Here is a 25800-nt window from a genome sequence, read left to right as displayed (position 1 = left end):
CAGTGAGATCGGGCGAAGTTGGTAGGGTCCGGGGGTATCGCCCGGTTAGCCTTGGACGGTCGAAAGGATCGTCAGCTGATGTCTGGTAACCCGCTTGCCGCCGCCGAACCGTGGGATCTCGTCGCCGACGGATATGCCGAATTCGGACCCGCGATCATGGCGGCTTTCTCCGCATATGCCCTCGAACTCGCTGGACTTTCGGCGCAATCGCGGGTGGTCGATGTCGCGGCGGGGCCGGGCACGCTGAGTCTGCCCGCCGCCGAGCGAGTGGCGCGGGTATCGGCCATCGACTTCTCCGAGCCGATGATCCAGCGACTCACCGAGGACGCACGCGCCGCTGGGCTGACCAATATCGAAGCGCGGGTGGGGGACGGGCAGGCGCTACCGTTCGACGACGCGAGCTTCGATGCCGGTTTCTCGATGTTCGGGCTGATGTTCTTCCCGGATCGGGCGAAGGGTTTCGCCGAATTGTTCCGGGTACTGCGTCCCGGTGCCACCGCCGTTGTGTCGAGCTGGGCACCGGTGGCCGAATCGACCCTGATGCGAATGATGTTCGGCGCCTTCGCCGCCGCCGACCCGACCATCTCCGAACCCCAACCCAACTTCCTCAACCTGGAAAATCCGGAGGTCTTCGCGACCGAGATGCGCACCGCGGGCTTCGCCGGGGTGAGTATCCAACGTCACACCAGCACACTGAGTTTCGCCGACTCCGACGAGATGTGGGAGACCATGGTGCGCAGCAGTGCCCCACTGCTGCTGATGCGCCGCACCGTCGGCGAGCAGGTATGGGCCGAACGCGTCGCCCTCATGCGCGCCTATCTCGCCGTCAACTATCGCCCGAACAAACCCCTGTCCACCACGGCATTCCTCGGCATCGGGCACAAACCGACCCTCTGAGACCGGTGGGGGTACGCCCAAAAGCCGAATGGGTGCCCGACCGCCGGCCTTACGATCGACGATCTGGGCACCCAACTGCTATGGGCCTGAATATCCGGGGAGGCGGACGAGCGCAGGCTCTTTAGCGGGGAGCCATGCGCAGCGCGCCGTCCATGCGGATGGTCTCGCCGTTGAGGTAATCGTGCTCGACGATGTACTGCGACAGCTGCGCGTACTCGTCCGGACGGCCGAGGCGCGACGGGAACGGCACACCGGCCTCGAGACCCTTGCGGTATTCCTCGGTGACACCGGCGAGCATCGGGGTGTCGATGATGCCGGGAGCGATGGTGTTCACGCGGATGCCGAACTGGGCCAGGTCACGCGCGGCCGGGACGGTCATGCCGTGCACGCCGCCCTTGGAGGCCGAGTACGCGATCTGACCGATCTGGCCCTCGAACGCGGCGACCGAAGCGGTGTTGATGATCACGCCGCGCTGGCCGTATTCGTCGACCGTCTCGGTCTTGGCGATCGCGTCGGCGGCCAGGCGCATCACATTGAAGGTGCCGAGCAGGTTGACGGTGATGACAGTGCGGAACAGCTCCAGGTCGTGCGGGCCGTTCTTGGACAGGATGCGCCCGGCCCAGCCGACACCGGCGCAGTTGACCACGATGCGCAGCGGCGCACCGGATTCGACGACCTGCGCGACCGCGGCGGCAACTTCGTCGTTGCTGGTGACGTCGGCGGGGATCAGGGTGACGCCGTCGGGCACGTTATCCCCGGCGCGCTCGATGGATTGGGGTACGTCGAGTCCGAAGACGGTTGCGCCCAGATCGGCGAAACGCTTGGCAGTGGCGGCGCCGAGGCCGGATGCGCCTCCGGTGATGATGGCGGCGGAACCCGAAATCTCCACGATGGTCCTCTCGTTCGTGACAGCCAGTTGGCCCTTCGTCAATTGCACCCTAACCGGTGGCATGTGAGAAACCGATCACGGCTCCCTCGCACCCGATGCCGGCCCTATATAACACTGCTGGATAAACGGAAAATTATTTGCGAACATACGTGTTCGCGGCTGGTATCGTCGCTGGTATGAACCTGTTTTCCGCCGCGTCTATTAGCGGGCGCCGGATTCTGATCACCGGCGCGGCGCGCGGCATCGGGGCCGCACTGGCGCGGCAGTTGCACGCGAAAGGGGCGAAGGTAGCGCTGCTCGGGCTGGAGGCGGATCTGCTCGCGGAGGTGGCGCGCGAATGCGGGGACGCACCATGGCGCTACTGCGATATCGCCGATCACCGGCAGGTGGAGCGGGTGGTGAGCACGCTGGTCACCGAACTCGGCGGGCTGGATGTGGTGGTGGCCAATGCCGGGATCGCCAAACAATTGGCCCTGCTCGGCGGGGATCCGGCGGTCATCGAGGAGACGCTGGCGGTCAATGTACTGGGCGTCTACTACACGCTGCGTGCCGCCGGACCGCACATCTGTCATCCGAACGGATATGCGCTGGTCGTTTCGTCGTTGGCGGCTGCGGTGAATCTGCCTTTGGTCGGGGCATACAGCGCCTCCAAGGCCGGGGTGGAGGCGCTCGGCAATACGTTGCGGCACGAGGTCAGGCATACCGGTGCGAAGGTCGGTGTCGCGTATTTCGCCGAACTCGATACCGATATGACCGCGCGCGGCTTCGGTACCGCCGCCGCGCGAGCCATTCTCGGCCGGTCCACGGTGTCGGGAGTCGCACCACTCGGCCCCGCGATCGATGCGGTCGAGCGTGCCATCGCCCGGCGCAAGCGTCAGGTGGTATCGCCCTGGTGGGTAGCGGTGGCGTTGCCGTTCCGGCCGGTCGCGCAGCGCGTCATCGATATCGCGCTGCGCCGCGGGGTAGCGCGGGCGTTGCAGATCGCGCGCACCGAAGATGCGCCCTTCACCACCGACCAACCGGCCAGACCCCGCAAAATGGAGCGACCGGCGTAGCCGGATATTGCCCGCCCGACCCTCGGAGCCACTGAATGACCGAATCCGCCAGCCACGCACGCCAACTCCCGAGGGGGCGACACGGCCTGCCGCGGGAGGAGGTGATCGCCTCGCAGCGCGAGCGGATTTTGAGCGCGATGGCCGAGGCGATGGTCGAGAACGGATACGTCGGGACCTCGGTCGCGGCCATCCTCAAGCGGGCCGGGGTTTCCCGGGAGACCTTCTACGAGCAGTTCCGTTCCAAAGAGGATTGTTTCGAGGCCGCCTATGAGTGGGCCGTCGAATTGCTGATCTCGAATATCGCGAATGCGATCAGCGGCGATGCACGGGATTCGACAAACCCGGCCGATCCCGACCGGATGGGCCGAATCCTCGAGGCCTACTTCGACGGGCTGATCGCTGAACCCGCATATGCCCGCCTCTACCTGGTCGAGGTCTACGCGGTGGGCTCCAAGGCCGTCGCCCGCCGCACCCAACTGCAGGAATCCTTCGTCGCGATGATCGCCGAGGTCCTCGACGCCCGCACCGACCAACAGCGCTTCGCCTGCCAAACCCTCGCCGCCGCCATCAGCGCCATGGTCACCGCCCGCGTAGCGGTCGACGACCTCGACGGCCTCCGAGCCCTCCGCGAACCCCTACTGGACCTGGTCCGCCGCAGCGGTGACCTTTATGGCGAGGCAATGCTGCGTCAGTCCGAGGTGCGTGCTTGAGCGGCGGTTATGGGACTTCTGCTCGAGGCTGGCTGCCCGGCCACGGCGAATGGTCGAGCAGCGCCAGGCCGGGGACTTCTCTGGACAGCTCGAAACGGCCTGGGCTCGAAGCGCGATCGGTCAGCGCATCTCTTCGGCGGGTTCGGCTACCGCGGCAGGTTCCGAATCGCGCCGGGCGCGGCGCGAACGAATCAGCAGGGCAAGGCCCGCGGCGGTCGGGGCGAGGATGGCCAGTGCGCCACCGGTGAGGATGCCGAGGTCGGGGCGGGTGGCGGCGAGCAGGCTGGCGGTGCCGAAGTAGAGGAACAGTAGGCCGGAGCAGATGCCGATGACATGTTCCGGGAGATGTTTGCCGACCACGATGCCCGCGGCGATGGCGAGGGCATCGGCGGCGACCATGCCGATGGTGGAGCCGATCCAGACGCCGACCCAGCTGTTATCTGTGGCCAGAGCGGCGGTGGCGAACATGGTCCGGTCGCCGAGTTCGGCGAGCAGGAAGGCGGACAGGACCACGAGGAACGGCGCGGTTGTCGAACGTGGCGGCTTGGGTTCGGCCGGTTCATCCGCACTGCCGAAATGTTCGCGCAGGGTCCACAGGCCGACGGCCAGGAAGGTCAGCGCGGCGACCATGGTGATGGCCCGGGTGGGCAGTGCGGCACCGAGGAAGTATCCGACGCCGACCGAGATCAGGTGCACCGCCGCACTCGCGGTCGCGATGCCGCCGAGTACCACCCACCAGCGGTAGCGCAGCGCGAACGTCAACGCCATCAGTTGGGACTTGTCGCCCAATTCGGCGAGAAAGACGATTCCGACGCTCAGCAATATCGTCGCGATCATGTGGTGTGCACTCCCGGGCTCCGGCCTGCCGGCCCGGAGATCGAATTACGCCTCCGGCCGACAACGAAATAGTTGTCTCGGCCGAAGGTCTCGCCCACCGGATCTGCGCCGGTTCGCGCGACCGGGTCCGCGCCCTCGTGAGGCGGCGGGCCAGTATGTCGACAGCGCGATTGCGGGCTACTCCCCTTCGCTGCCATCGACTGTACCCTGCGGGCGCACTCGAGCCAAGCCGCTTTAATCGAAATCGCAATGCGCACAATAAGTTTGGCGATCCAACCGTCGAGTTTCGGCTGTCCTCACAGATCCGGCAGCACGCGCTTATCCAGAAGTGAGCTAGCCCTTGGCAATCTTCATGAGGTCACCGGATAGCGCATATCGGTCGGTGACTCGCACACGGAGGCAGTTACCGAATTGGCGCGGCTTTTGGCCGTAGCGCAGGCCACGTGCCCATTGTGGGCGGCTGAGACGCAATCATGCCCGTCGCCAGGTGATTTGGTCCGTCGCTATGACGGCACGATCGCACATTCGGCGTCTTCGGCACCGGGCTTGCCGGATCGGCGGTCGAGTCCGGGCTGTCGTATCGGCGTGCCGTCTTCTGGCACTTCCTGCGTACCAAAATCGGCCATTAGCTCGGATATTTCGGCGGAAGCGGCGCAGCACTGCGACCTGTGCGAGGCAGCCACCGAATACGCGGCGGTTGCGAGTGCTCAGGCGGCCAGCAGCATCGCCAGTACGGCGGTGTCGGGATCGCTGATCGGGTCCAGGCCAACCCGGCTCACCAAAGAGGTGACGGTGCCGTCGGATTCGGCCTCGGCCCAGGCTGCCCGATGCTCCAATCCCAGATGCGGGACGCCCGGCAGGAGCACGCAACCCGACGCCACTCCGACGCATTCCGGCAGCGACGGCCGGGTCTCCGAGGGCGGATGCAGCATCAACAGCGCCGCTGGCACATGATCGGCGAACCGGCCGGGCTCGAGCGCCTGATCACCGAGCACCGGCCCCTCGGCGAGGACCAGTCCGACGGTGCCCGGTGCCGGATCATCCGGTAGCTCTTCGCGCACACCGAAGACGGTCGAGGTGGTCAGCAGTCCCGGATACGAGGCGACCCGCACGGCGAGCACAAGTACCTGTGCCCATTCCTTGGTGGTGTCGGGCCAGCGTCCGGAGATGACGAACCCTCGCAGCGATCCGCGGGCCTGGAACGGCGTGATGCCGATGGGTCCGTTCGTTTGCATGATGCCTCCCGTGAGCTAACCGGGGGCGGCTTTGCCCGTCCTCGAACTGTGGATTCTCGAGGATGCGCCAAAACTCAGTTGGCACACAAGTACCAAAGAGTGCTAAGCGGACAAAACGAAGCATGTCGCAGGCGAGGGCATTGGTGTTTCGAGCGAAACGAGATCGAGCATGCGACGTTCGCGGCCCGGCTTGCGTCCGAGTCGTCGAAGCACATGCGACGCAGTCGCGAGTCTCGACGGCTCGGACGCAGCCACAAGGGGGCCGCGAACACGCAGCGCCGGAGGCGCCGCAATTGGACTCAGCTCAGCCGAAGATGAGGCCCTTGGCCTGGCCGACAGCGCGCGCGAAGCGCTCCTGCACGTCCTCCCAGTTGACGACGTTCCAGAACGCGGTCACGTAGTCCGCCTTGACGTTCTTGTACTGCAGGTAGAAGGCGTGCTCCCACATGTCGACCTGCAGCAGCGGGATGATGCCGAGCGGCACATTGGCCTGCTGGTCGTAGAGCTGGAAGGTCAGCAGCTTCTGGCCGAGGGTGTCATAGCCGAGCACCGCCCAGCCGGAGCCCTGCAGGCCGTTGGCCGCGGCGGTGAACTGGGCGCGGAACTTGTCGAACGAACCGAACTGGTCGTCGATCGCGGCGGCCAGCTCGCCGACCGGCTTGTCGCCACCGTTGGGGGAGAGGTTCTTCCACCAGATCGAGTGGTTGACGTGGCCGCCCAGGTGGAAGGCCAGGTTCTTCTCGTTCAAGAAGATCGCGCCGTGGTCGCCCGCCTCGCGTGCGGCTTCGAGCTTCTCCAGGGCGGTGTTGACGCCGGCGACATAGGCAGCGTGGTGCTTGGAATGATGAATCTCGTTGATCTGCCCGGAGATATGGGGCTCCAGGGCGCTGTAGTCGTAATCCAGATCTGGCAACGTGTACTCAGCCACGATGTCCCTTCCTAGTGTCTGGGCCGTGTGTGCCCTCGTCTCGAGCACACTCAACCATCATTCGTACACCCGCTGGTTTGCAACCGCGCTCCTTGCCCCCACATTCCGTCGCGTAACTTTCCCGGTCCGCGCGCTGGACGCTCGACGGAACGACTGATTTCATAAATACATGGGTAACTCGCCGGGTACGCCCAAAAGTCAACCAGGCACCGCACGCAGGACCTGAGACCAGGCCACGTGGCACTCGACTCGTATGGCCTGAATACGCGGAGAGGCGGATGAGCACCATGTCCTGGTACGACGAACTAGTCGGACGGGTCCATCTTCCCGAGCCAGAGATGGTGACGCCGGAGCGAGCGCTGCCCGGTCGTCCCGACCCGATACTGGTCTCGGGTACCCATTATGTGAACGGTCGGCCGATCCAGCCGCCGTTTCCGGAAGGTCTGCAGGTCGCGGTGCTGGCCGTGGGTTGTTTCTGGGGTGCCGAGCAGGAGTTCTGGCAACTCGACGGTGTCTTCACCACTGCGGTCGGGTACGTCGGGGGATACACCCGGAACCCGACCTATGAAGAGGTCTGTAGCGGGCGCACCGGCCATACCGAAGCCGTGCTGATCGTCTTCGATCCGAAAGTCATCGACTACGCCGGTGTGCTGCGCCATTTCTGGGAGAACCACGATCCGACCCAGGGCATGCGCCAGGGCAACGATCGCGGCACCCAGTACCGCTCGGCGATCTTCACCGTCGACCCGGCGCAGGCGCGGCTCGCACACAGCACCGCGCAGGCCTTCGGCGAACGGCTGGCCGCGGCGGGCTACGGCGAGATCACCACGGGGATCACCGAATTGCCGGGACAGGGCGGCACGGATCCGCTGCGGGCGCTGCCCGAGTTCTTCTACGCCGAGAGCTACCACCAGCAGTATCTGGCCAAGAATCCCGGCGGCTATTGCCCGGTGCACGCCACCGGCGTCAGCTGTCCGGTCGGACTGGGCGCCTGAACCACACAACCGCACACCCGGTGACCGGGTGTGCGGTTGGCGGATGCTTACAGCTGCGGCACGATTCCGGCGCGCATAGTCCGCGGGTCGCCCTCGTCATGCGCCTTCCACCAGCGCACCCCGCCCGCGATGAATTCCTTCAGCGGGATTTCGGTGCCCTTGGCATCGTGAATCGTGATGCCGTCGAACCACACCCGCACGTCTAGTTCGCGCGGGTCGATGCCTTCCTCCTGGGAGAACTCGAGTACGTGCGCTGCGGCGTGCGAGGCGATCGGGGTATCGAAGCTGAGTAGTTCACCCCAGTGCACCCAGCTGCTGTCGTCCACATCGATGAATTCCCAGCCGTGCAGTCGTCCGCCGCCGAAGCTGCTGATTGCCGCGTCCAGATTGTCCAGCTGTAGCGGCAGCACCCTGGCCGCCACGTCGTCCCACTCCTGAACGCGCAGCGAGGCCGCGACTCGACTGACACCGGTGAAGGTCAACTTCACGCGGTAGTCCTCGGGCGCGGGTCCTTCGGCCGGAAGCGTCAATACCTCCAGGTCGAGGCTCAGTTGCGCGTTCGCGGTATCGACCTGCACGCCTAGGCATGTGGCCTCGGACAGTGCGGTGTTGAGTGATGTTGTTTCCATTTTGTCGAGTAGCCCCCTGCTCACGTCCATGCGCCCAGGCTACCGACAGCACCTGCGGGAACCCGGTATTTCAGTTATTCGCTGGTGTTCTCGATTTTTCTTGGAACCGATCGGTGATGGGCGGCGTCCAAGTAGATATCGGGACCTGCACAGCCTCAGATCCCGAAGCAGCGGCGAATGACCGCTCCGGGATGGCAAGGAGGGGAGTCCCGGATCGGTCGTTCGTACCGCGACCCGATCCAGCAATCTTCCGGGATCGCCCGCCTGATGCCGGATTCAGTGCATTATCCCTTGTAGATCGACAGCTGGTTGGGAGTCAACGCCTGTGATCGGTGTGCTGTTCGATAGCTGTGGCCTGTGGATCAAGTTGTGGATTATGTGGATAACTTTGACCGAGGTATGCACAAGCGGCCCCGGAGCGGGGCATCGGACGGGAACCAGAAGCACAGAACATACCCGAGGTAACGTGCCGATGTCGAGGCCGTGAAGTACCCGTGGGGCACCGGCCTAGCGGGGCCGGAACTGCCCCGTGGTGCGCCACCCATGGCAGGATCGAAGCGTGACGAGCCCTGAAGTGTCGTCGGTGCCGGTGGAAGCCGTACCGGACGAATTCGATAAGACCGACCGTGTCGCCGCGGACGCCCCGGCGGCGATTCTGCTCGACGTGCGCGAGGACGACGAATGGCAGCTCGGCCACGCGCCGGGCGCGATCCACATTCCGATGGCCGACGTGCCCGCCCGGGTCGACGAGCTCGATTACGACGCCCAGCTGTATGTGATCTGCCGACAGGGCGGCCGATCCATCGAGGTGGTCAAGTACCTGGCGCACATCGGATACGACGCGGTCAATGTCAGCGGTGGCATGGTGGCATGGCAGCGGGTGGGTCGACCATTGGTTGCCGACGGCGATCACCAGGCGAAGATCTACTGAGGCAAGAGAGCGAGGCACGCGGCATGAACGTCAGGCCCGGAGGTGGCAGCCTGCGTAACCACGGAGGGCCCGGGCGTGCCGCAAAGGAGACACGCGGCATGAACGTCAGGCCCGGAGGTGGCAGCTTGCGTAACCACGGAGGGCCCGGGCGTGCCGCAAAGGAGACACCGTGAGTACGGCGGTACAACCTTGTGCGCGCTGTGGCGCGCGCTGGGCGGTGCAGACAACGCCGATGCACTGGTGCCCGCGCTGCCGTGGCGTGCTGTTGTCACCGGCGCCCATCGATGCCCCCGCCGAGCGGCGCAATTACCGATGGGTGGCGCGCCGCCCCGATCAGCGCGGCCGCAAGCTGAGCTCGGGTCGGCCGCGACCACCGGTGGAAACACCGCGCTACCAGCAGATTCCACGCTGGGGCCTGCTGGATCCGCCGGTCGAGTCCGCGCCTGCGCCACAACGTCCGCTGGACCGGCTGACCAATCGGGCCGGTGTGCTACTCATCGCGACCGCGGCGGTTTTCGCGGTCGCCGCCTGCGCCGAACTCGGGCGCTATCTGATCCTCCTGCGCAACCGCACCCGGTTGATCCCGTCATGGCTGCTACACATCTCCGATGCCATGGTGTGGCTTTCCGCATTGCTCGGGCTCACACTCGGGTTGATCACCGCGATCGCGATGCTCGGCTGGTTGATCGAAACGCGTCGGGCCGCCTTCGCCGCGGTCGGCCGCCGCGACCCACGGTTGGCCCGGACGCTCGCGCTCGGCTGTCTGATACCGGGGGTGAATCTATTGTGGCCCGGTGTTTTTCTCACCGAGACGGTCGCTGTGCGTCCGGCTCCGCGGACACTGCGGGCCGTGCGCATCTGGTGGGTGGGCTGGGTGCTCGGCGCGGGCTGCACGGTGGCGGCCCTGTTGTGGCGGACCGCGGATACCCTGCAGGCCAAGGCGGACAGTGTGCTGTTCACAGGGTTCACCGATCTGGTCGCGGCCGGGGTCGCGGTGCTGACCCTCTGGGTGCAGCGGTCGATGAGCGGTCGTGATCTGTTCGGCCGCACCAGGATCGCGCGCCGGTGGGTGATCGCCGTCGATCCGGCGGTGCCCGTAATCGAACCGGTGCAGCCCGGTGGCGGCGCGTCGAAGCAGCCCGAGCCGGTCGCGCTCGAAACAAGTACACCGCACCGTGAGCATGAGGAGGTTTTGGCCAAGTGAGCCAGGGCAGTCGCGCACCGTTCGTCGTCGCGCACCGGGGAGCGTCGGCGGCGCGCCCGGAACACACGCTCGCCGCGTATGAGCTGGCGCTGCAGGAGGGCGCCGATGGCGTGGAGTGTGATGTCCGGCTGACCAGGGACGGCCATCTGGTCTGCGTGCACGACCGCACCGTCGACCGGACTTCCTCGGGCACCGGACTGGTCAGCGAAATGACCCTGGACGAACTCGGGGGACTCGATTTCGGGTCCGATGGCGCACCCGCATCGGTACTGACCCTCAGCGAGCTGATCGAGCTGGTACTCGATTGGCGCAGTAGGCCGACCAAGCTGTTCATCGAGACCAAACATCCGGTGCGCTACGGCGCGCTGGTGGAGAACAAGCTGCTCGCCGAACTCCAGCGCTACGGCATCGCCACCCCCGCCTCCGCTGATCACTCCCGCGCGGTCGTCATGTCGTTCGCGGCCACCGCGGTTTGGCGGATCCGGCGTTCGGCACCGCTGCTGCCAACGGTCCTGCTCGGCGAATCATCGCGCTACCTGGGCGGCAGTGCCGCGACCACGGTCGGCGCCACCGCCGTCGGTCCCTCGGTGAAAACTCTGCGCGACCATCCGGACCTCGTCGACAAGGCCGCCGCCGCGGGCCGCGCCACCTACTGCTGGACGGTGGACGATCCCGACGATGTGCGCCTGTGCGCCGACCTGGGCGTCAGCTGGGTAGCCACCAACCACCCGGCCCGCACGAAGGCCCTGCTCGCGGCTGCCTGAGTCGAATCGGTTTCCACCGCTGGGCGAGCGCATAGCCGAGGACGAACGAACCGCTCGGGCGACCACGACGGAGCGAGTCTTACGAGTGGCCGTTCGCGAGACGCCAGGGGGCCGCGAACACGCCGCGCCGGCAGGCGCGGCAAATCGAACACAGCCACTGTAGTTTGACCTGCCGTGGGTAAAAGCAAGCGCAATAGTCCGAAGCCCGGAGGGAACCGGGCCCAGCGTCTCGCCGAGCGGCGGGCGGCTCTGGAACTGCAGGCGGCGCAGTCCGGTGCGCGTCCGTTCGAGGGGCTGGCAGCGGAGTGCGATCTGGTCGCGCTGCGCGAATTCGTGCCGTCGGCGACCGCGACGCTGCCGCTGTCGTCCGATATCGCGGCGGAGCGTTCCGTCGTGCTGGCCACGGTATTGCCGGGCGCGGTCGCCGGAATGGTGCGGGCGGGCGAGCCGCCGACCGGATACGTCGCCACGCAGGTGCAATTCCAGGGTCCGGATCCGGCCGCCGATATCGCGGCGACGATTCTGTGGACACAGTCCGCCGAACCCGGCGAATCGCTGACCGCGGCCGAAAGTGTCGAGGGCGGACCACGTTTGGCCGATGTGATCGATGCGGACGCGCAGTTGGAACTGACCGTGCACCAGGACTTCGACTGGTGGGTCCCCGAGGGTGTGCAACCTGATCCGCAGGTCGCCGCGACCATCGAACAGGCCAAGCAGGCGATAATGCCGTCCGCGCGACTGGATCTCGGCGATTCGATCGGTGCGGGCTGGTGGGTCGATGCCGGTGATAAGGCACATCTGCGCTGGGTGCGCCCGGAGAACGAGGACGAGCTGATGCTGGCGCTGGCGCGGCTGCACGCGTCGGGCGGACTGCATCTCGGCGAGGGTTCCCGGTTCGCGGGCTCCTTCCGCACGCACGGCCTGCTGGTGCCGGTCTTCGACCTGGATCCGGAACTGCACGCCAGCGAGTGGACCAAACCGGCGATCGAATTCGGGGAGCGCCTGGCGGCAGCGCTGGCCGATGAGGCTCCGCTCTCGGCGGACGAGCGCCGTTCCCGAGACGGGCTGCGGTCGCGTCAGATCACTCTGCGGTGATTTCGAAAAAGCCACGAAGAATTTTGTGAAACATCCTCCTTTCTGATCGTTGCTCGGTTAGGTTCTCTGCATCACCGAAAGCTGGTGGTGGTGAGCGAAGTCTCACCGAAAGATGAGGAAAGTAGGACCATCATGGAAGTCATTCTGACGCTGCTCAAGACGCTGCTCAGCTCATTGAGTGCCGCATAAACCGTAATGCGGACCGCGGGGTTGCGACCCCGCTCGATTCATAGCGACAGGGCCGGCTCGTCGCGACGAGCCGGCCCTGATGAATCGCGAATTTAAACGCTGCCGCCCGCGGCAGAAGGAGCGCCGGAAGGGTCGCTGGGACCACTCATTTCCCGAGCGACGAAATCCTCGAGGTCGAACAGATTCGCCCCGGCGCGATCGGCGATGGTGAGCAGGGTCGTCATATTGGCGACCTCCTCCACCTGCTCCTTCAGGAACCACTGCATGAACTGTTCGCCCAGGTAATCGCCCTCTTCGCGAGCCGTGCTCGCCAACTGGATGATCTGGTCGGTGACGTTCTTTTCCTGCGCGAGGGCCAGTGCGATCGGTTCGCGAGCATTCTCGAAATGCGATTTCGCGGCGTCGATACCGGAAAGTTCGACGCTGATATCCCGGTCCAAGAAGTACCGCACGATCATCATCGCGTGATTACGCTCTTCGACCGCCTGCGCATAGAAACGCTTGGCCAGCTGCGGCAGATCTGCATTGTCGAACCAGACCGCGATCGCGATGTATTGATGCTCGGCATTGAATTCGTGCCGGATCTGATCGTGGAGCAGGCCGTGGAATTTGCTGCGTGGGGACTCCGGATGGCTGGACATGGTTGCGACATTAGCGCTGGTCAAGCCGCGTGTCATCCAAGTGCAGCCTTATTGAGGCTAGTATTGCCTAATTAATTTTTGGCCGCACCCGCCATTCTCGGGGCGGAAATATCGGCGCGCGGTGTGGTGCGCAGCTCGCGCGAGATGAAGTCCTCGACGTCGAACAGATCGCCCGCGGCACGGTCGATGACCGTCAGCAGGGTGGTCATCCCGGCGACGTCCTCCACCTGTTCCTTGAGGAACCACTGGATGAACTGCTCGCCGAGGTAGTCGCCCGCCGCCCGCGCGGTGCTGGCCAACTCGGTGATCTGCGCATTGCGGGCGCGCTCGGATTCCAGCAGGAAAACGACGGCGCCGCGCGGTGATTCGAAACTGGATCGCACGTCGTCCAAGCCGCCGACCTGCACTTCCAGATTGCGGTCCAGCAGGTACTGCACCATGCGCAGGGCATGCGAGCGGTGCTCGGCGGACTTGCCGTAGCTGTGCCCGGCCAACTGCGGAAGGCGCTTCGAATCGAAGTAGACCGCGGCCGCCAGATACTGCTGCGAGGCGGTGAAGCCACGACGGATCTGGTCGCGCAGCAGGTCCGGGAACGGCTCGTCGGCATCGGTATCTGGCATACGCCCGACGCTACCTCGTCAGCAGATCGTCCGGGATCGGTTGGTCCTTGGCGAGGTCATCGAAGAATTGACCCGCACGTTGCTTATCCCACAGCAATACATTTCCGCTATCGGTATCGGTGAAGCCGCCGATCGGGACGGTGGTCGCCACGGTATCGCCGCGCATCGCCCAGCCGAGCTGGCCCAGATTCCAGATGTGATCGCCCTTATCGACCTTCAACGATTTCGCGGTATCGCTGGTGAGCGGCCACAGCGTGAACGGATTGGCCAGCGTGCCCGCGCTGGTCGCCTTTTTCAGCAGGGCGGCCATGAACAGGCGCTGGTTGTTCATCCGGTCGATATCCGCGAGGGCAGTCGCACGGCTGCGAACGAAGCCCAGGGCCTGCGGACCGTCCAGGGTTTGGCACCCAGCCGCCAAATTGATGCCCGCGAGCGGATCGTCGATGGCCTTGGGCACACAGACATCGATGCCGCCGAGGGTATCGACGATGCCCGCGAAGCCGCCGAACCCGATCTGCACGTAGTGATCGATGTGCACGCCGGTGGCGGTTTCGACGGTCTGCACCAGCAGCGGCGCACCGCCGAAGGCGAAGGCGGCGTTGAGTTTGTCCTTGCCGTGGCCCGGAATGCCCACATACGAGTCGCGCGGCAGGCTGACCAGCGTGGTCGAACCCGACTTCGGGATATGCACGAGCATGATCGTGTCGGTGCGCTCGGGTCCGACCTCACCGCCGGTGGCGAGTTCCTGTTCCTGATCGGGAGTGAGCCCAGCCCGGCCGTCGGAGCCGACGAGCAGCCAGTTCGTGCCCGGGGTATCGCCGACGCGGTCGGAGTAATTTGCGAGTGCATCGATCCGATTGAGCGAGCCGTCGAGTTTGATTACCGCGCCGACCACCGCGAGGACCAGCACCACCAACAGCACGAGAAACCAGCGGAACAGGTGCAGTTTGCGACGGCGGCGCGGTGGGCCGGGTTCGCGTTCCCGGCGCGACGGCGGCAAGGAGGGTGGCGGCGGGGGGACCTCGCGGCGCGGACGCAAGTTCTGCGGGGCCTGGTAAGGAACCGGCTGCTGGGGCGGCGCATAGCCGGGGACGCCACGAGGCTCCCGGTACGGCTGCGGCTGCTGCGTCGGCGCATGGGGCGGCCTGCGTGGCGGCATTCGCGTTTCGGGCGGTACCTGCGAATATGCCAGTGGCTGTGCGGAATCCGATCCGTCGCGGCGGATGACCTTGGTGGGGTCGATATGCCTCGGATCCGGACCTGGTCCGCGACGACCCGGCGGATGTGGTTCGCGCCGCTGCGGCGGCATGGACGGCGCACCGGGATTTCCGAAGGGTTGCGGCACCCGGCGCGTCCGGTCGTAGCGCTGGGGGTCGTCGCCGTTCATCACACAGACTCTACTGTTCGAGGGCCGTCGGGGGGCTTGACGAGCGGCCGGAAGTGGGTGCGCTCGGGGTGAGCGCTCGTCGATAAATTCGCCGCGCGGACCCGCGGATGTTACGGCAACCAGGAAACGTGACCGCGTAGCAATGTATAGCCGATATAGGCGACCGCGTCGATCGTCGCGTGGGCCAGCACCAGCGGCCACAGCCGGTTGGTGCGCTGCCAGAACCGGCCGAAAATCACCCCCATGGCCAGATTGCCGAGCCCGCCGCCCAAGCCCTGATACAGGTGATAGCTCCCACGCAGCAGTGCCGAGGCCAGCAGCGACCGGTTCTCCGACCAGCCGAGCCTGCGCAATCGGGTAATGAGATAGGCCACCACCAGGAGCTCCTCGGCCGCCGCATTCGCACAGGCGGAAACAATGAGTGCGGGCAAGCGCCACCAGTGGTCACCGAGTGAACTCGGCACGATCGTCACGCTGAATCCCAGCGCATGTGCGGTCAAATACAGCCCGAGCCCGGGCAGCCCGATGATCGCCGCGAGGATCAGCCCCGGCAGCACATCGGAACGCCAGCGGGCCCTGGCCAATCCGACCATCCGCGGCCCGCTCCCGCTGCGCCACAACAGATACAGCCCGAGGGCCCCCCACCCGGCCAGCCGCAAGGCACTGAGCAGCTGGAACAGCAGGTCGATGGTCGATTGCGCCGCCCGCGTCGGATTCAGCGCGACCGTCTGCCCGCCCACCCCGCCCGGCGACAGCGCACTCTCGAGCAACGACAGCGCCGCATTCAAACCACTCAGCCCGAACGTCACCACCAGCACGACCAGGATTTCGAGCCGAATCCCAATCCGCTCCCGATCGGTCAGCTCGGGCTCGTCCCCGGCACCGGTCTCAGCACGCATGCGTCCGAATCTATTGCCCGCACTGTTCCGGCGTGTGCTGTGCGTGTCGCGTCAGGTTGATCAGTGGTTTTGTCATCGCGATCGCGGTCACCCCCGATCCGCTGATCGAACACCACCACCATGCCGGGCGGGCGCGGAGTCGCCGCACCGCCGCAGCCTGCGACCAACAGGTATGGCGCAGCGAATTCGCGTTGCGGACGGCATTGTTGCTGGTTCAAGATCGGTTGCACTGGCCACCGGGTCGCTTGCTGGGTGTCGCCTCACTGGCGAGGCGTGGCCGCTGTGGCCGCCGTCGGGGACGGTGGTGGTGTTCGATCAGCGGTTCGGGGTGGGCGCAGCGAATCCGGGTTGCGGACGGCATTGTTGCTGGTTCAAGATCGGTTGCTCCGGGTGCCGGGTCGCTTGCTGGGTGTCGCCTCACCGGCGAAGCGTGGCCGCCCGGATGGTGGCCCTGTCCGGTGCTGCCGGTTGGGTTGGTACGCGTCTGCTCGGTGAGGTGCGTCGCTGCTGACGGTCGAGGCGGGTGATCTTCGCTGCGGTGTACCTGCGGGGCGGGTTGCGGTGCACCGGGTTTCGGTACCTGGCGCAGGCCGGCGGTCCGCATCAGATTCGGGGCAGGCCGTTCAGGAAGGGACAGCCTGCGAGGGTGCGTACAGCGCGGCTGAGGGATTCGATGTCGTCGGCGGGGGAGTTGAACGGGAGGCGGAAGTCGTGGTCGCCATCGTGGCCTTCGATGCGCAGGGTCACGCCGTAGCGGTCGATGGCCAGTGGGTGCACGGCGCCGGTCTGCAGGCGGGGCGGGAGGTGGCGGGCGAGTTGGGCGATGATGTCGGCGTGGTCGGTGTCCATATGCTGCAGCCAGGCCGATTCCAGTGCGCAGAAGGGGTCCGGTTGGGCCAGTCGGAGTTCGTCGACGCAGACGGATTCGGCGCCGGTCGAATCGGCCAGCACCGCGGAGTTGATCATCACGCGTAACAGGGTCGAGCTGTAGCCGACATCGAGCAGGTCGGGATGCGGATAATCTCTGGCGACCTCGGAGGCCAGCGCCCGCAGCGCCTGCGTCGGCACCGCCCGCACCGACCCGCGCAGCCACACCAGCGCCCGCACCGGTTCCCGCAGCGGCAGTGGCGCGTGATCAGTGAGCTCCAGCACCGCCGGTGCACCGCTCTCCCCCGAATTCCCGGCCAATACCGCCGCCATGGACGCGGTCGACACCGCGATCACCGCATCTCCGCACTGCCGCACGTGATGCACCGAAATCGGCGTCGGGTCGATGCCCGGCATCGCCAACACCGCCTGCTCCGCATGGGCACATGCACTGCGAACCCGCTCAGCGGTAGACGGTGCAACAGTCGGCTTCAGCATGCAGACCTCCGAGTCACGCGGTGCAATTAGGTTACCCTAAGCTAAGTCAGGCTCCCGCTCTCCGCAAGCGCTCCAGCCTCGAATCCCCCTCGATCTCGACCTGTCGCCGCACCGACGGTGTGCGTCCCAGCCCTTGCGGGAGTCCTTCGCGAGCGGGCAGAAGAGAGCGCGTTGACCGCACGTCCGCGTTCAGCTGACGACGTCATTTCGCTAAGACGGCACCCGGTTCAGCTGTTCTGCAAACTCGCGATCGGCCGCGGGAGGTTCAGCGGCGGCCTGGCGTATGGGATGGTCGACGGTCGCGGTGCCTCATCGGTTCAACTCCGATTCGATGGGGCAGCCCGTAGCCGGACGCCCCGGTATTCGCAGTGACGTTTCCGTCGGCGTCGGTCAGCCGGGCTGGACCGTGAGCGCCGAACTCACTATCGCCCGGCCGTCCGAGATCGCCCTCCACGAGAAGAACCTTCGGCCTGCTGGACGAAGGGCCGCACACGGCGACTCCACCCGCGCGAGCAAGGTCGATACATGTCGAGGGGCGGCCGGGTGCGAGCAGCTGGATGTGCGCAGGTGGCCCCAGGTGCGTCGGTGGGCGTGGCTACGGTGGGTGCATGGCGGATGGAGTGCAGGCGGCGCACGGGGTGGCGGGGGAGCCGGTGTTGCTTTCGTTGGTGGCGCCGTCGGCGGCTCGGCGGAGTTTGGATGACGGGCTGGTGCGGGCGGTGGGGACCGCGGCGGCGGATATTCGGATTCTCGACGCGGATGTGACCGATGGGGAGGTCGCCGAATTCCTGGTCGAGATCGCGCACTCGGATGGCGGGTTCATTGCGCGGACCTCCGATGGGAAGCGGGCGCTGGCTATCGTCGCGGGAACGGTTGCGGCGCTGTGCGGTGAGGATATTCGAGCGGCGCTGGCCCAGCCCGATATCACCTTCCTGACCTCGTTGAAGCCGCCCGCCGTTGAGGCGGCGCGCAGCGTGTTGCTGGCGATCGAAACCGATGCGCCCGACGATCTAGCTGGAACTCTGAGCATCCTCAGCGCACGCAAGTAATCTCGTAACCGTGCCGCGAATCGCGTACTTCGGGCCGTCCGGAACCTTTACCGAGATGGCCCTCGCCGAACTCGAGTCCTCGCAAGCTTTCGACGGACCGGTCGAGCGGATTGCCGCGCCCAGTCAAGGTGCGGCGCTGGACCTGATCCGATCCGGTGATGTCGAGGGTGCCGTCGTGCCGATCGAGAGTTCGGTCGAGGGCTCCATTTCGGCGACCCTTGATTCGCTGGCCATCGGACCGCGGCTGCAGATTATCGCCGAAACCGAACTCGAGGTGAGCTTCGCGATTCTGGCCAGGCCGGGGACGGAGTTCGCGGATGTTCGCACCCTGGCCGCCTATCCCGTCGCCGGGGCGCAGGTGCGGCTGTGGGTATCGCACACGCTGCCGGATGTCGAGATGTACACCTCGGCGTCGAATGCGGCTGCCGCCGAGGATGTCGCAGCGGGTCGCGCCGACGCCGCGGTCTCCACCGCGCTGGCCGGTGAACGCCTCGGTTTGACGGCACTGGCTTCGGGTGTCGCCGACCACGACCAGGCGATCACCCGCTTCGTGCTGGTGACCCGCCCCCGAGTCGCGCCGCCCGCAACCGGGGCGGATCGCACCTCGATCGTGCTCGAGCTGCTCAACAAACCGGGCTCACTCATGCGCGCGTTCGCCGAATTCGCCACCCGCGGTATCGATCTCACCAGAATCGAATCCCGGCCGACTCGAACAGGTATGGGCACCTACCGCTTCTACCTCGACTGCGTCGGCCATATCGACGACACCGCGGTCGCCGAGGCACTCAAGGCATTGCACCGCACGGCGCGGATCCGTTTCCTCGGTTCCTGGCCCGCGACCTCGGCGACTGGAACCCCACCGCCCTCGGATGAACCGGCCGCCGAGTGGCTGACCCAATTGCGTAAGGGGGTGGCCGACCTATGACCGGCAGACTGATACTCGTTCGCCACGGCGAGACCGAAGGCAACGTAGCCAAAATCTTGGACACCCGTGTCCCAGGCCTTCCGCTCACCGAACGCGGTGCGGCCCAAGCGAAGACATTCGGCTCGAGTCTGCTGAGACCGCCGAAGGCACTGTTCTGCTCGGCCGCGCTGCGCGCCAGACAGACCGCCGGCTACATCGAGGCGGCGACCGGCGTACCGGTCGAGGTGCTCGATGACATCCACGAAGTGCAGGTCGGCGAACTGGAGGGCCTCAATACCGAGGCAGCTCATTCGTATTTCCAGCGGATCTACCGAGCCTGGCACGAAGGCGATCTCGCCGAACGCCCACCGGGCGGCGAATCCGGATACGACGTCCTGGCCCGCTTCCTACCGGTCGTCGAGGACCTGCGCACCAAATACCTGGCCAATGGCGGCGACGGCGACATCCTGGTGGTCAGCCACGGCGCCGCCATGCGCCTGGTTTCCCGCAACCTCAGCGGCGTGGCACCGCCCTTCACCACCAATAACCATCTCGACAACACCGAAACCATCGAACTCGTCCCCCGTCCCGTCGGCGGCTGGGAATGCATCCGCTGGGGCCGCTTCACTCCACCCTTCGCCTACGAGGTTTCCCCCACCGCCGACGATCCCATGGGCTGAATCCCCTTGGGGCACAATGCTCCCCGCTCGCCTTCGTGTTATCCGCCCGCCTCGATATCCGAGCGGAGCTCGAGCAGATTGGCCTTCTCGGCGACGAGTCGTTCGATGGCGGTGTCCAATTGGCGTGTGCGCTCATCGATTTGCTGCAGCACGGCATCGCGATCGTCCTCGGATGCACTGGACGGGGCGGTGCACGCAATGTGCAACATCGTGTAGGACTCGGTCAGCGATAGTCCCGATGCCAGCAAGCAGCGAATATCCTTCACGATCTTGACATCCTCGGGGCGGTAATGCCGATAGCCGTTGGGATCCCGCCGAGGCGAGAGGACACCGGCGGCCTCGTAATGACGGAGCATCCGAGGGCTCGCGCCGGTGATACGACTCAGATCGCTGATCCGCACCCGGCAAACTCCTTGACATTGACGTTAGTGTCATACTTTAGCTTGGCCATATGACGAACGAAGACGGTCGGCCGAACGTCGTACTAGTGGTTGCGCACCCGGATCACGACTCCGCTACCTGGGCTATTGCCAGAGAAGTTGAACAAGGCATCCAGGCGGATGGAAACACCACTGCCACAACACATGATCTGACAAAGTCGGGATTCGATCCCATCTTCGGCAAGCAGGATCTGGCGGTGCACCGGCTGCGGGGCGAGGTTCCCGCCGATGTCAGGCGTGAGCAGGAATTGCTCGACTCGGCCGATGCAATCGCTCTCCTCTTCCCGGTGCACTGGTGGTCGATGCCTGCCTTGGCCAAAGGATGGATAGACCGCGTATTCGCCAGAGGCTGGGCCTACGAGACCAGCTCGGAAAGCGGTCAGAGTGCCGTAAGAGCTTTGCATTTCATCGCAGTTGCCGGTCTCGATGAAGGCACTTACGACCGGCGCCGATACAAGGAGGCGATGATGACCCAGATGGTGCACGGCATTGCCGGCTACTGTGGGATAGCCGAGTCATCCATCAAGTTTCTCTACGGCACCGAGACCGACGAACCGCGGGTTCACGAACAGTTGCTCGACCAGGCATACCGGATCGGCGCCGATCTGGCGCAGCGCGCGCAATCGGCTCGAGATCAGGAAGCGGCATAGCGGGCATTTCTTCCCGGCGGATGCGCCCTCAGGCCAACCTTGGATTCCTCGGAAACTCTTCGCGCTCCGGCAACGAATGGATCAGATCCTCCACGGCGGCGCGCAGTCGGGCGGGAGTGCCGCTGGCCAGCGACGACCACTTGGTGCCGTCGTCGGCCACGCTCGCCGTCGAGATGAATCGCCCGTTGCGAGTGTTGAATACGGCGATGTGGTTCTCGACGATGTCACGGGTGCCGTCCCCGTACAGCACGGCCGTGATCTGCGCGTGCGAATGGATTTCGACGACGGCCGAGGCGATGGTTTGCGCGTCCTGCGCGGGATTGCCGACCTTCGCGAGTCGTTGCGCGGTGGCAGTGGCATCGCCGACATCCTCGAAGATCGTCGCAAGTTCCTCGGTCGGTGCGTTCATCCCGTAGAGCTCGAGTGGCGGGGCCGTGCCGAGCGCCGCTATTACGGTGCCCGCCAGGTCGATTCCCACTTCATCGATCACATACGAGTCCTGCCCGCGAAGGGCCACGACCGAAAGATCGTCGCCCTTCGCCAGACAGAAACGACTCACGTACCCGTCGACGATCAGCCGCATGGTGATGATCCAGTGCGGCCGGTTCAGCACCCGAAGTCGGTCCTCCAAGTCGGGCTGAATCCCGCCGTCGATCAGCAGGTCCCGTTGTTCGAGCGACGCGGCCGCGGCGGCCATTGCCGCCTGATGCGCGGGCACACTATCGAAGCGGGCGTACGCGTTCAGCACAACCGGAAGGTCATCGAGATCCAGCTTCTCGCGGAGAAACTGGATCTCGTCGGGTGACAGCACAACCGCCTCGAGTGCGGACGGGCCACCGATAGAACCGAGGACGGTCACCCAACCGTCCCGGCGTTGGCGCCGATCACCCCGTCGGCGGCGAAGCGGCCATCGGTGAAGTGATCGGCCCGCAGGTCGACCTTGCTGTCGTGCTCGGACTCGTCCTCGCCGTCACGGGCCTGGTTCCCCATCAGCGGGTTGCCGGCGCCGCTGTTGCTGATCGACCGGGCCGGTGCGGCTTCGATAGATGCGACCGTCTGAGGTGCCGCTGTCGCGGTGTTACCGCCGATCACGCTGCCCGTACCCCAGCCTTCCGGCAGTTTGAGCTGGGCGCTGCCCGCACCGACCGAGGTGCCGGAGAACGAGACCGCACGGGTCGCGGCCGCAGTGCCCGCCGCGGCGATCGTGCCACCCATCGCCATCGGTGCCATGGTCGCCATCGGCGTGCTCGTAGTCGCGGCGGCGACCGCATTGCTCGCCACACTGCCGACCGTTGACACACCGGTGCTGACTACCGATCCGACTGCCTGCGCGGCCTGCGTGGCGGCACTGGCCACACCCGGGTTCGATACGAACGCCTGCACGGCGGCCACCGCCGCCGAGATCGGGTCGGTGGGGGCTTCGAACGCGGCATCGGCGGTCCCGCTCGGGTTGGCCTGGCCCGCGCCCGCGGCGATCGGCGGCGGCATCAAGAAGTCGGCGGGTGTGGCCACCATCGCCGAGGTCGCAGCCTCGTAGGTGTCCATCACCAACGCCGCGCGGATATCCATGGCGTGCCTGGCGACCTCGGCGGCCTCCATGGCGCCGCTGACGGCGCCGGCCGGGTTCGTCGAAGCGACCAGCGCGGCATTGACGGCCGCGATTTCGGGCGGGCTCGGCATAGCGAGCGCGGCAACGCCGTAAGCGATGACGTTCGCCGCTGCCTTGCCGCCCATCGCCGCTGCCTGCACACCCTGCTGTTCGGACCAGCCGAGGAAGCCGGTCAGCTTGCCGAGCGCGGCGATACCGTTGATGCCCTGCATGCCGACGCCGAGCTCGGCCATGACGCGGGCAACGGTGGTCGTCGCATCGACCCAGGCGGCGGTGAGCGCGCCCCACGCGGTAGCGGCGGCTGAAATCGGGATCGCGTGTGCGCCCGCGTGAAGGGTGGCGGAATTGATTTCGGATGGCCGGGCGATCCACACGACCCCGGTGACTCCTGCAACCATGCTGATAACTCCCCTGAATGTCTGAATGGTGGTTGAGGACAGCCGTGCCGGCTAGACCTGTATGGCGTTGACTCCAGCGGCGCGCACGACATCGCCGGCGATATGCTGCGCCAGCTGCATGCGCAGTGTCTGTGCAGCATGGTGCAGTTCGAGAATGCCCTGGGCGACGGAATGATCGTGGGTCACCGCGCCCTGGTTGAAGTGGCTGGCGGCCACGAGCGACACCTCTTCGGTGCCGGACGGGATCACGTGCGTCGCCGGTGCGGTGATCATGGACGCTGCGGAAAGCCGCTCGGCGACCAGATCGAGTTCGGCCGCCGCGGCGAGAATGGCCTCGGGCGAGATCAGTACATGTCCAACCATGACTCGACTCCTTCTAGTGGCTGTGGGGCGGAACCACGAGAATTCCCCCTTCGAGTGATAGGACGCGACAGCAACGCGATCGGTTCCATCGAATCCCCAAGTTTCTTCCGGTCATCCGTGCTGGTTTCGCGCTCGTCGAGCCGAGCCCGAACACAACTTGGATAAGACTAGCCCCATCCCAGCTCATGCAACCGGTCTTCGTCAATGCCGAAATAGTGTGCAATCTCATGGATCACAGTGATTGCGACCTCCTCGACGACCTCGCGCTCATCGCCGCAGATATCGAGAATCGCCTCGCGATAGACGGTTACGGTGTCGGGTAGCGAGCCGCCGTAGTGACTATCTCGCTCGGTCAACGCGATTCCGTGATACAGCCCGAGCAGATGTGGATCCTCCGGATTGCGCGGTTCGATCAGCACGACCACATTGTGGATGGCGCGGGCCAATTCGGGCGGAATGAGATCGAGCGCATCGCCGACCAGCTCCTCGAACCGGTCCGCGGACATGGTCACCGCCATCAGCGCGGTTGTGGCTGTGGTGGCAGCGGCGCGGCGCCGGGTAGTGGGGCAGGAGTCGAGCGACCAGAGTTCGGCGGCGGCACCGGAGCCTGGCCGTTGATCAGGATGTCGCCCTTCGCCGATCCGGTGACCGGCGCGAAACCCTCACGGTCGGTGCCCTTTCCGATCATGCAGTCCAATTTGTGGCTGCCCGCCAGCCAGCTGCGTGCGTCGAGGTAGTCGAAGAACACCGTCAGCGTCTTATTGCGCACCGCATCAGGTGAGCCGAGATAGTCGTTGGTTGCCCGGCCGCACTCGTCCTCCATGAACTTGTCCTGGTCGTCCTTGGTGGGCGGACCGCCGGAAAAGTGCTGGCCGAGGTCGACGGTGGACACGATCTCGACGGCGTGCGCCTGTGCGCAATCCACCGGATCGGAGGGCAGATTCTGATTGATGCCGAGGCAGGTGCCCGGCTCGAAGATCTTCGACTGATCGTGTTCGGTGGCCGCGCCGCTGGTCGGCAGCGGGGTACCGGTGCTACCGGAGAACTGGAGTCCGCAGCGCAGCGTTCGGTCGCCGTGCTTCCACCCGTCCGGACTGGGGTACATCAGGCCGACCACATAGCGACCGCGCGGATCGAACTTGCCGTTCAGATACTGCTCGACGGCGGGGGTGCAGTGCTCTTCCTTGAGTTCGGTCAGTCGCAACGAGTCCGGAAAGCGGGAGCCCGGACCGAATTCCACGCCGGGATATTTGGCCATATCGACATCGGCCGCGACCTCGAACAGGTGCTTGTTGGAGCAGGCGACCTTCACCAGATCGCCACGGTCCTGTTTGGTCCAGCTGAGGCAGTCGCCCCGGGCCGCGGTGCCGAACTCCTTGTCCAAGGCGGTCTGGCCGGGCGAACCAGGGTTGTGTGCCTCGAGCCGCTTGTCGTTGTCGTAGCCGGTGATGAACAGACCGACCAACGAGATGATTACGGCGCCCGTCGCCGCGGCGAGCAATACCCAACGCAACTTCGGCGCGGACAGATGCAGCTTGCCGTCGGCGACGGCGTCGCGGTCGATGATCACCGACTGCGGGAACGATTCCGCGCGCGACGACTCGCCCGAGGGCAGGTCGGATTCGTACGCGTCCTTGGTCACATCATCAGCAGACATCGCGGTCCATCATGTCAGCGTCTGTTCGCTGGTGCTACGACCTGGACGGATCGATCCGAAGCGCCCCGGTCGTACCCATGCCAGGCGCGTCAGCCGCGGAACGCGGACAGGAATAGGCCGGGCAACCGCGCGCCGGATCGGCGCTCGCGTAGAACTCGGTCAGCTTGCGTTGGAGGTGATATTGCCCGCGCCGAGAACCGCGCCGACGCCGCCGGTCGCGGTGGGATCGAGTTGGGCGAGTCCGGCGCGCCGGCGCGCGGTATCGGCGTCGATGCCGGGACGCAGCCACACTTCGCCGTGAAAACCGCTGAGCAGCAATCTGTCGTAGAAATCGAGCGGCACGATCGGCACCGCGACCCGCTGGCCCGGCGCCTCGGCGAGTTCGACCCCGTCGAGCGGACTGCGCCCCTACTCCAACGCCGCGAGCGTGGCCGACAGCGCGGTGGTGGCCTGCAGCAGCGTCATCGGACCCGACATCCACTCCTCGCCGACCAGCGGCGAGTCCGGACCCAGGCCCTTGATGGTGCGCGCCGCGCGCACCCATTCGTGGGAGAAGCGGCCGGTGCGGGTGTGGATATCGTCGAGAAGTTCGCGGCGGCGCCGCAGCGGGGTGTGCGCCCACGTTTTCTCACCCGCGACCAGATCGGCAACCGCATTATCAATAGCGGTTTAGTCGAAAGGCGTGCCCACAAGCCAACTATGCGCGCGGACCCAGCCCGCCGGTCCGCATCCTGGGATATCGGCGTGAAACCGCAATATCGCGACCATTAGGCTGGTCAC

The 25800-nt window shown here is 65.8% G+C and carries 31 protein-coding genes; 13 read left to right on the top strand and 18 right to left on the bottom strand.

The genetic code is table 11. From position 1 onward, the window contains the following. Positions 1-78: 78 nt before the first annotated feature. Complete coding sequence (locus ACIBI6_RS28950) at positions 79-897, top strand: methyltransferase domain-containing protein (RefSeq protein ID WP_364350956.1); 819 nt, start codon at positions 79-81, stop codon at positions 895-897. Positions 898-1018: 121 nt separating this feature from the next. Here the strand turns inward: ACIBI6_RS28950 and ACIBI6_RS28945 are convergent, their stop codons facing one another. Beyond that, the gene (locus tag ACIBI6_RS28945) at positions 1019-1786 is read right to left on the bottom strand and encodes an SDR family NAD(P)-dependent oxidoreductase (RefSeq protein ID WP_364350959.1); all 768 of its coding nucleotides are present in this window, start codon (positions 1784-1786) and stop codon (positions 1019-1021) included. A 176-nt stretch (positions 1787-1962) separates the two neighbouring features. Here ACIBI6_RS28945 and ACIBI6_RS28940 point away from each other — a divergent pair, with 176 nt between their 5' ends. After that, positions 1963-2841: an SDR family NAD(P)-dependent oxidoreductase gene (locus ACIBI6_RS28940; protein WP_364350962.1), complete on the top strand. Its 879-nt coding sequence runs from the start codon at positions 1963-1965 to the stop codon at positions 2839-2841. 35 nt (positions 2842-2876) lie between these two features. Further along, positions 2877-3551 carry a TetR/AcrR family transcriptional regulator gene (locus ACIBI6_RS28935; protein ID WP_364350965.1) on the top strand — a complete coding sequence of 225 codons (675 nt, stop codon included), beginning with the start codon at positions 2877-2879 and terminating at the stop codon, positions 3549-3551. Positions 3552-3671: 120 nt separating this feature from the next. Here the strand turns inward: ACIBI6_RS28935 and ACIBI6_RS28930 are convergent, their stop codons facing one another. The 3 genes from ACIBI6_RS28930 to ACIBI6_RS28920 form a co-directional block, all read right to left on the bottom strand. After that, positions 3672-4388 (bottom strand): TMEM165/GDT1 family protein, encoded by a 717-nt coding sequence (locus tag ACIBI6_RS28930; RefSeq protein WP_364350968.1) that lies wholly within the window; start codon positions 4386-4388, stop codon positions 3672-3674. A 707-nt stretch (positions 4389-5095) separates the two neighbouring features. Continuing rightward, a complete protein-coding gene (locus ACIBI6_RS28925) occupies positions 5096-5623 on the bottom strand; it encodes a peptidase (protein WP_364350971.1) in 528 nt (175 codons plus the stop codon). A gap of 304 nt (positions 5624-5927) precedes the next feature. Continuing rightward, complete coding sequence (locus ACIBI6_RS28920) at positions 5928-6551, bottom strand: superoxide dismutase (protein ID WP_040685719.1); 624 nt, start codon at positions 6549-6551, stop codon at positions 5928-5930. 287 nt (positions 6552-6838) lie between these two features. Between ACIBI6_RS28920 and msrA the strand changes: the two genes are divergently transcribed. Continuing rightward, entirely contained in the window at positions 6839-7546 is a 708-nt protein-coding gene (gene msrA / locus ACIBI6_RS28915; protein ID WP_396958526.1) for a peptide-methionine (S)-S-oxide reductase MsrA, read from the top strand. A gap of 47 nt (positions 7547-7593) precedes the next feature. Here msrA and ACIBI6_RS28910 read toward each other — a convergent pair whose 3' ends face one another. Next, entirely contained in the window at positions 7594-8205 is a 612-nt protein-coding gene (locus ACIBI6_RS28910; RefSeq protein ID WP_396958452.1) for a hypothetical protein, read from the bottom strand. A 529-nt stretch (positions 8206-8734) separates the two neighbouring features. Between ACIBI6_RS28910 and ACIBI6_RS28905 the strand changes: the two genes are divergently transcribed. The 4 genes from ACIBI6_RS28905 (at position 8735) to ACIBI6_RS28890 (ending at position 12169) form a co-directional block, all read left to right on the top strand. Continuing rightward, positions 8735-9106, top strand: a complete 372-nt coding sequence (locus tag ACIBI6_RS28905; RefSeq protein ID WP_364350978.1) for a rhodanese-like domain-containing protein — start codon at positions 8735-8737, stop codon at positions 9104-9106. Between the two features lie 169 nt (positions 9107-9275). After that, positions 9276-10310 (top strand): DUF4328 domain-containing protein, encoded by a 1035-nt coding sequence (locus ACIBI6_RS28900; RefSeq protein WP_396958451.1) that lies wholly within the window; start codon positions 9276-9278, stop codon positions 10308-10310. Next, complete coding sequence (locus ACIBI6_RS28895) at positions 10307-11074, top strand: glycerophosphodiester phosphodiesterase (RefSeq protein WP_364350984.1); 768 nt, start codon at positions 10307-10309, stop codon at positions 11072-11074. The genes ACIBI6_RS28900 and ACIBI6_RS28895 overlap by 4 nt, the downstream gene beginning before the upstream one ends. Positions 11075-11248: 174 nt before the next feature. Beyond that, positions 11249-12169 (top strand): DUF5926 family protein, encoded by a 921-nt coding sequence (locus ACIBI6_RS28890; RefSeq protein ID WP_364350987.1) that lies wholly within the window; start codon positions 11249-11251, stop codon positions 12167-12169. A 281-nt stretch (positions 12170-12450) separates the two neighbouring features. Here ACIBI6_RS28890 and ACIBI6_RS28885 read toward each other — a convergent pair whose 3' ends face one another. The 5 genes from ACIBI6_RS28885 to ACIBI6_RS28865 form a co-directional block, all read right to left on the bottom strand. Continuing rightward, on the bottom strand, positions 12451-12999 hold the full coding sequence (locus ACIBI6_RS28885) for a ferritin (protein ID WP_396958450.1): 549 nt from the start codon (positions 12997-12999) through the stop codon (positions 12451-12453). Positions 13000-13070: 71 nt separating this feature from the next. Further along, the gene (locus ACIBI6_RS28880) at positions 13071-13619 is read right to left on the bottom strand and encodes a ferritin (protein WP_396958449.1); all 549 of its coding nucleotides are present in this window, start codon (positions 13617-13619) and stop codon (positions 13071-13073) included. A 10-nt stretch (positions 13620-13629) separates the two neighbouring features. Next, entirely contained in the window at positions 13630-15006 is a 1377-nt protein-coding gene (locus ACIBI6_RS28875) for an LCP family protein (RefSeq protein WP_364350996.1), read from the bottom strand. 110 nt (positions 15007-15116) lie between these two features. Beyond that, positions 15117-15905 (bottom strand): CPBP family intramembrane glutamic endopeptidase, encoded by a 789-nt coding sequence (locus ACIBI6_RS28870; protein WP_396958448.1) that lies wholly within the window; start codon positions 15903-15905, stop codon positions 15117-15119. Between the two features lie 603 nt (positions 15906-16508). After that, positions 16509-17270, bottom strand: a complete 762-nt coding sequence (locus ACIBI6_RS28865) for a DUF2470 domain-containing protein (protein ID WP_396958447.1) — start codon at positions 17268-17270, stop codon at positions 16509-16511. A gap of 608 nt (positions 17271-17878) precedes the next feature. Here ACIBI6_RS28865 and ACIBI6_RS28860 point away from each other — a divergent pair. The 3 genes from ACIBI6_RS28860 to ACIBI6_RS28850 are packed head-to-tail and all read left to right on the top strand — an operon-like array spanning position 17879 to position 19903. Next, on the top strand, positions 17879-18319 hold the full coding sequence (locus ACIBI6_RS28860) for a hypothetical protein (RefSeq protein WP_396958446.1): 441 nt from the start codon (positions 17879-17881) through the stop codon (positions 18317-18319). A gap of 10 nt (positions 18320-18329) precedes the next feature. Further along, positions 18330-19244 (top strand): prephenate dehydratase, encoded by a 915-nt coding sequence (pheA, locus tag ACIBI6_RS28855; protein WP_364351008.1) that lies wholly within the window; start codon positions 18330-18332, stop codon positions 19242-19244. After that, entirely contained in the window at positions 19241-19903 is a 663-nt protein-coding gene (locus tag ACIBI6_RS28850; RefSeq protein ID WP_364351011.1) for a histidine phosphatase family protein, read from the top strand. Before pheA ends, ACIBI6_RS28850 begins: the two co-directional genes overlap by 4 nt. Positions 19904-19941: 38 nt before the next feature. On the opposite strand, the gene ACIBI6_RS28845 is transcribed toward ACIBI6_RS28850, so the two are convergent. Then, positions 19942-20304 (bottom strand): MerR family transcriptional regulator, encoded by a 363-nt coding sequence (locus ACIBI6_RS28845; RefSeq protein WP_364351014.1) that lies wholly within the window; start codon positions 20302-20304, stop codon positions 19942-19944. Positions 20305-20354: 50 nt separating this feature from the next. On the opposite strand from ACIBI6_RS28845, the gene ACIBI6_RS28840 reads away from it, so the two are divergent. Beyond that, entirely contained in the window at positions 20355-20993 is a 639-nt protein-coding gene (locus ACIBI6_RS28840; RefSeq protein WP_396958445.1) for an NAD(P)H-dependent oxidoreductase, read from the top strand. 28 nt (positions 20994-21021) lie between these two features. On the opposite strand, the gene ACIBI6_RS28835 is transcribed toward ACIBI6_RS28840, so the two are convergent. The 7 genes from ACIBI6_RS28835 to ACIBI6_RS28805 form a co-directional block, all read right to left on the bottom strand. Then, complete coding sequence (locus tag ACIBI6_RS28835; protein WP_396958444.1) at positions 21022-21852, bottom strand: ESX secretion-associated protein EspG; 831 nt, start codon at positions 21850-21852, stop codon at positions 21022-21024. Further along, complete coding sequence (locus ACIBI6_RS28830) at positions 21849-23000, bottom strand: PPE family protein (RefSeq protein ID WP_396958443.1); 1152 nt, start codon at positions 22998-23000, stop codon at positions 21849-21851. The genes ACIBI6_RS28835 and ACIBI6_RS28830 overlap by 4 nt, the downstream gene beginning before the upstream one ends. A gap of 51 nt (positions 23001-23051) precedes the next feature. Then, positions 23052-23363: a PE family protein gene (locus ACIBI6_RS28825; protein ID WP_364351028.1), complete on the bottom strand. Its 312-nt coding sequence runs from the start codon at positions 23361-23363 to the stop codon at positions 23052-23054. Between the two features lie 167 nt (positions 23364-23530). Continuing rightward, complete coding sequence (locus ACIBI6_RS28820; protein WP_364351031.1) at positions 23531-23881, bottom strand: metallopeptidase family protein; 351 nt, start codon at positions 23879-23881, stop codon at positions 23531-23533. Continuing rightward, positions 23881-24978 carry a septum formation family protein gene (locus ACIBI6_RS28815; protein WP_396958525.1) on the bottom strand — a complete coding sequence of 366 codons (1098 nt, stop codon included), beginning with the start codon at positions 24976-24978 and terminating at the stop codon, positions 23881-23883. Before ACIBI6_RS28815 ends, ACIBI6_RS28820 begins: the two co-directional genes overlap by 1 nt. A 201-nt stretch (positions 24979-25179) precedes the next feature. After that, positions 25180-25362: a hypothetical protein gene (locus ACIBI6_RS28810; RefSeq protein WP_396958442.1), complete on the bottom strand. Its 183-nt coding sequence runs from the start codon at positions 25360-25362 to the stop codon at positions 25180-25182. A gap of 66 nt (positions 25363-25428) precedes the next feature. After that, positions 25429-25560 carry a hypothetical protein gene (locus ACIBI6_RS28805; RefSeq protein ID WP_396958441.1) on the bottom strand — a complete coding sequence of 44 codons (132 nt, stop codon included), beginning with the start codon at positions 25558-25560 and terminating at the stop codon, positions 25429-25431. Positions 25561-25590: 30 nt separating this feature from the next. Between ACIBI6_RS28805 and ACIBI6_RS28800 the strand changes: the two genes are divergently transcribed. Next, positions 25591-25791, top strand: coding sequence for a hypothetical protein (locus tag ACIBI6_RS28800; RefSeq protein ID WP_396958440.1), 201 nt, complete (start codon positions 25591-25593; stop codon positions 25789-25791). Positions 25792-25800 lie beyond the last annotated feature (9 nt).

This window comes from Nocardia sp. NPDC050412 (assembly GCF_044458825.1).
GTDB lineage: Bacteria > Actinomycetota > Actinomycetes > Mycobacteriales > Mycobacteriaceae > Nocardia.
The sequence above is the reverse complement of the archived record's forward strand: the minus strand, read 5'-3'. Positions and strand labels throughout refer to the sequence as shown.